This is a genomic window from Rhodococcus sp. 06-235-1A (assembly GCF_002258785.1).
GTDB lineage: Bacteria > Actinomycetota > Actinomycetes > Mycobacteriales > Mycobacteriaceae > Rhodococcoides.
Map to the genome: position 1 here is coordinate 1 of NZ_NOYI01000032.1, position 4,420 is coordinate 4,420.

4 protein-coding genes and 1 pseudogene are annotated in these 4,420 nt (G+C 66.5%); all 5 read right to left on the reverse strand.

What is annotated here, in order from left to right; genetic code table 11:
* Positions 1 to 607, reverse strand: a 607-nt coding sequence (locus CH275_RS26940) for a M23 family metallopeptidase (protein ID WP_256991237.1), incomplete at its 3' end; no start/stop codon positions are given.
* Positions 608 to 611: 4 nt separating this feature from the next.
* Complete coding sequence (locus CH275_RS26945; protein ID WP_094681226.1) at positions 612 to 818, reverse strand: hypothetical protein; 207 nt, start codon at positions 816 to 818, stop codon at positions 612 to 614.
* Between the two features lie 63 nt (positions 819 to 881).
* The gene (locus CH275_RS26950) at positions 882 to 2,654 is read right to left on the reverse strand and encodes a hypothetical protein (protein ID WP_094681227.1); all 1,773 of its coding nucleotides are present in this window, start codon (positions 2,652 to 2,654) and stop codon (positions 882 to 884) included.
* 1 nt (position 2,655) lies between these two features.
* On the reverse strand, positions 2,656 to 4,170 hold the full coding sequence (locus CH275_RS26955; RefSeq protein ID WP_256991238.1) for an SCO6880 family protein: 1,515 nt from the start codon (positions 4,168 to 4,170) through the stop codon (positions 2,656 to 2,658).
* Positions 4,167 to 4,420, reverse strand: a pseudogene (locus CH275_RS29820) (hypothetical protein); the annotation flags it as partial. The gene CH275_RS26955 and the pseudogene CH275_RS29820, both read right to left, overlap by 4 nt.

Sequence of the window (4,420 nt, forward strand, 5' to 3'; positions counted from 1 at the left end):
TGGCGGGGCTCGCGGCGGGGGCGTCGGGCTCGGATGCCGCGGCGATCCACGGGGCCGGATCGACGGCTTCGCCGGCGTCGTGTCCGCCTTGCCAGATCTCGAAGTGCAGGTGCGCACCTCCCGGCCCGGGAGGTGAGACCTCGCCGTTGTAGCCGACTTTCGCGATTTCCTGGCCGGCGTGGACCTGCTGGCCGGGGGTTACCTCGAGGTCGTCGGGGAACATGTGTCCGTAGACACTGGAGAAAATCTGTCCGTCGATGTTGTGGTCGATGACGATCCACTCACCGAACCCCGACGCCGCCCCTGCCTTGGACACCACACCGTCGGCGGTGGCGTAGATCGGTTCGCCTGCGGCCGATCCGAAGTCCTGTCCCTTGTGCATGGTGCCCCAACGCGGACCGAACCCGGACGTCAACTGGTAGGTGCCGGCCTTCATCGGCTTGACCTTGGTGCCGGCGGGGAACGTCGCGGTCGGTGCGCCGCCGGGCAGGCAGTCCCCGACCTTCGGTTCGTCGTCGCCGGGGAAAATGAGCAGCACCAGCGCCAGGATCAGCGAGAGGAACAGGGCGACGCCGACCAACGTCCCCTTGCTGGCGGTGCTTTTCACCGGTTCAGATCCTTTCGCGGCCGAGAGCGCGCTGCAGGATGGTCACTTGGTCGCGGAGCTCGCGGACGGCCAGTTCGGTGTCGGCGGGGAACTGGCTCACGCGTGCTGCACCGCGTTCGTTGCGCACCCAGTTACGCAGGGTGGTCACCGGGATGCGCAGTGCCGCAGCCACAGCGACGACGGCCTCCTCGCGTGAGGACGCGGTCTTCATCTGCTCGCCGACGAGCGCGAGGCATTTGTCGCGAAACTCGCTGGTGTAGATCCGTTTGCCATCTCACGCGACCTCGTCGTAGTCGTCGGCGTCGTCGCCTACGAAGGTGAACCGGTAGTTGGTGTCGTGGACACCGGATTCGATCTCGGAGGGCATGAGCACCGTCCGGAACGGAATACCCGGTGCGCCTTGCTCACCGAGCTTGACGATGAACTTGCCCTGCCCGGGAGGAGCGCTCAGAGCGCCGGCCTCACCGGTCAACGCCTTCGGTGAGGACCAGGAGGTGATGTCGGCGACTTCGGTGTCGGTGAACGGTTTGATGCCGGACAGTCGCGCCATCTCCTTGCGCGGCAACGCGCCCACCACCAGTACTCCGGCGCGTTCGACCAGGCCTTTGGCGGTCGCGACGTCTTCGGGGTTGGGCAGTGATTCGAGGTCGCTGATGGTGTGGGTGCACATCAACAGTGCGGTACCCCAGGCCCGGTTCAGGCGGGTCAATTCGTCGACGCGATCGACCATGCCGACGCCAGCGCGCAGCACCTGCCACATCTCGTCGAGGACGACCAGGAAGTTGCGGCGAGGTCCGCACCCGGCGTCGGCCAGGTAGTGGGCAGCGTCGGTGGCCGCAAAGCCGTGCTCCCAGCAGGCGAGCAGGACCGCGCCCTTGAGGGTCTTGTCGGCGGTGCCGATTCCCGAGACGTCGACGCAGACAGCGGCGGCGTTGATGTCGATCGGGACGGTGGTCTGGCCGCAGAACACCTCACCGAACTCACCGTCGATCAGGGCGTTGAGGGTGCGTCGCAGTGTCTTCGAGTCGGCGCGGTATTCGGCGTCGGTGTCGGATTTGAATGCCCGCCGTACCGGGTCGGGGCCTTCCTCGAGGACGTCCGCCAGATCGGAGAGCAGCGGCTGGACGTCGCCGGTGAAGCGTTCCTCGAGCAGGCGGATCGCGGCACCGAGGGCGGAGATCTCGAAGTCTTCGATCGGAGCGTTGCCGCGGGTGACCTGCAGCAATGTCTTGACCCGTCGTACCCGGTCGCCGGCGATACGTTTGCGCACCAGGGCCGCGGTCTTGTCGGCGGCGTCGGTGCCGGCGGCATCGAGGGTCGTCAGGATCTGGGCCAGCGGTCCCATGTCGAGAGGGTTGATCTGCCCACGTCCCAGACCGAGGTCGATGATCTGGCCCCTGTCGCCGAGGGCTTCGACGAGTTTGCGGTAGTCGGGCCGCATATCGCCCATGATCAGGGTGGAGACTCCGGCGTAGATCAGGCCGAGGATGATCTTGCGGGCCAACGTCGATTTACCGAAGCCGGGCAGCCCGAGCAGCATCATCGACGGCTGCTGGAGGAACCGGGCCCGGGTCATCCACGAGAGCGGGTCGAAGCACACCGGTGCACCGGTGTAGAGGTGCACACCGAGCGGCACACCGACGATCGGTGCCCCGGCCCCGACCGGGAACGGCCACATACCGGCAGCTTGCAGTGTGGTGGCGCGGAATTCGGTCATGGGTAGGACCGGTCCGGCCTTGCCGCCGCCCCGTCCGGACAGGCCCATGTGGTTGCCGCGCAGAGTCTCTGCTTCGCGGGAGTGCCCCACGGTCTTCGACCGAGCTGCAGCGTCGCGTCCCAGATGCAGGCGCGCCCGCCAGGAGACGGCGATGTTCTTCGATTCGGCGGCGCGTTCGAGCTCGCGGCGCTCGGTGTCGTCGAGTACGGCCACCGGGGCGGAATCGATGCTCTCGCAGTGCTGTTCGCGCTGACGTTGTGCAGCGGTGCGGCTGAGCTCGCGGTGGGAGGCGGCACGGGCAGCCCGTCGCCAGGGGCGTTTGATGCTCATCTCACGCTCCCAGCTTCTTCGCGACGTTCTTGGTGTGCGAGGGCATGAGGACGCCGACGCCGAGGGTCGCCGCGAATCCGGTGTCCTGGGTGAACCACAAGCGCTGCAACCGAAGTGAGGATCGTGTGCCGAGATCCTTGGTGACCGAATCGGCCTTGGGTCGGTCCTCGCCGTCGGGTGTCGTGACCGTCACCAACAGTCCGACCATGGTCAGCCCGTGTCCGTGGCCCTGTTCTTCGAGCTGCTCCTCGACGCTCTTCAAACGCTGTTGCGCCTCGAAACTGGGGCCCTTCTTGCCCAGGTTGTTCACACCGCTGGTGGCGTGTTTGAGGTCGCGGCCGATGATGGTCGCGGCTTCGGCCGGTGAGTGGGGGCGGTAGCAGATCGCCACTCGCTTGCGCAGCACGTCCGGGTTGGGGTCGAGCAGTGGTCGCAGCACCGTCTCGACGAACGAGTTCTTCGGGCGTTCGGCCATTTCCCATGTCGTGGAGTAGCAGCCGTCGTGGAAGAGGTTCGAGATGTTCGCCTTCTGGGATTGAGGGCCGGCGTCCTCCCAGCCCAGATCGTGTCCGCCCTGCATTTCCGCGAGTTCGAGATCGTAGAGCGCGGCCGGGGTGTAGGCGTGTTTGACGAACGAGACGATCTCTTCCGAGGCGAGCAGTCGCGGGTTGAGCTGTGCTTCGTTGAGGACGGTCAGTACGCCGCCGATGCGGCGGGCCAGTTCCTTGATCTGCTCGCCCGGGTCCTTTCGTCGGCTCGCGGTCGCTGCTTGGTAGGTGATGGCCACCCGCGCCCACAAGCGCGGTGTGCCGGAGGGGAGGTATTCCGCGGACTCGAGCATCATGCGTGCCGGCAGCTCGCCGCCGTAGAAGCCGTCTTCGTGGGCCATCGACCGCACTTCACGTTTGAGCCGATTGCCGGACTCGGGGCCGTTCTCGATGACCACGGTGACGCCGTCGACGTCGCCGGCTTGGGAGATGAAGTTCACCGCCGCGCCCCAGGAGAACACCGAGTTGTCGACTGCGTCTTGGTCGATTGCTTCGTTGCCCTGGGGCCAGCATTCGATGACGATGGTGAACTGGTGGGTCTTGGGCATCTCGATGACGCCGAACTTCTGTCGGGACTGGTGCTGGACCCAGCCGTCGTGCAGGACGCTGTCGTAGAGCACGCCGGGCAGGCGGTTGGTGCCGCCGGGAACGCGGGAGAAACGTCCGGAGAGGTACAAGTTCTCGCCTTTCGACACGTGGATCAGCCACTGCGAATACAGGGCGACCCACTGGTAGATGGTTTTGCGTTGGAACCGCGCCACGAGCGGTAGCGCGGTGATGCCCATGACGCCGATGAAGGCGAGCGCGTAGAGCTTGTTGTCGGCGATCGAGAGCACGCCCACACCGACGAGTGCGCAGCCGAAGAGGTAGGCGCTTGCGGCGATGTTCAGACCCAGCAGGAACGATTCCTTCGGCGCGGGGCCGATCATGTACGTCTGGCGGTGACGCATGGGTGCGGTGGTGCTCACTTCATGACCTCGTTCGTTGCGAAGGGACGGCCCGGAACATCGCCGGCGATGTCTTGAGCCATGGAGTCGAGGGACTGACTGCCGCGCGAGATCCCGGCGCGGGCGGACTGGACGCCTCCCGAGATCGACGGGATCCGCCGCCCGCTGCTCCGGCCTCCGAAGTTGCCCCGAGAGGGTCCGGTGCCAGCGTTCGACGTGCGACTGCGCGCGCCGCCTCCGCCACCGCCACCGCCACCACGACCTCCTCGAC